The sequence below is a fragment of the Halorubrum sp. SP3 genome (assembly GCF_005435195.1).
Lineage (GTDB): Archaea > Halobacteriota > Halobacteria > Halobacteriales > Haloferacaceae > Halorubrum > Halorubrum sodomense.
The window spans coordinates 1-535 of sequence record NZ_SGTU01000292.1; the positions used below are offsets into that span (position 1 = coordinate 1).

The 535-nt window shown below is 60.9% G+C and carries 1 pseudogene; it reads left to right on the plus strand.

The features are described 5' to 3' along the window. Positions 1-200: 200 nt before the first annotated feature. Positions 201-535: pseudogene (locus tag EXE42_RS16610) on the plus strand (oligosaccharyl transferase, archaeosortase A system-associated); the annotation flags it as partial.

The window sequence follows — 535 nt, forward strand, 5'->3', positions numbered from 1 at the left end:
GAAGTGCTCGTACATGTCGAGGGTGTACGTACAGACGACGACCGAGACCTTCACACCGTGAGGCTTTCGACGCGCGGGCTTATCGTTTCCGCCTTTGGCCGAATTCCGGAGCGTGTTCGCGGTCGAAGACCACCCGAAAACGCGGAGCGGTCGCGGGTATATGACAAGCCTTATGCGCGTTTTGACAGTGCCTTGCGGTAATGAGCGATTTGAACGATCCGCCGGCTGAATCGGACTCGTCCCCGTCCGATCTCCTCGCGCGGTGGTACCATGTTCCCGTCCTCCTCGGGATATTCGCGTTCATGCTGTGGACGCGGCTGCGCTCGTACGGGAACTTCATCCAGAACGGCGAGGTGTACTTCCGTGGCAACGACGCGTGGTATCACCTCCGGACGACGAGTTACCTCCTCGAGAACTATCCGAGCACGCTCCCGTACGACGTCTGGACCGGCTTCCCGGTCGGGACGAACGCCGGGCAGTTCGGCACGTTGTGGGACCACATTATGGCCGTCGGGATCTGGATCGCCCGACCGAT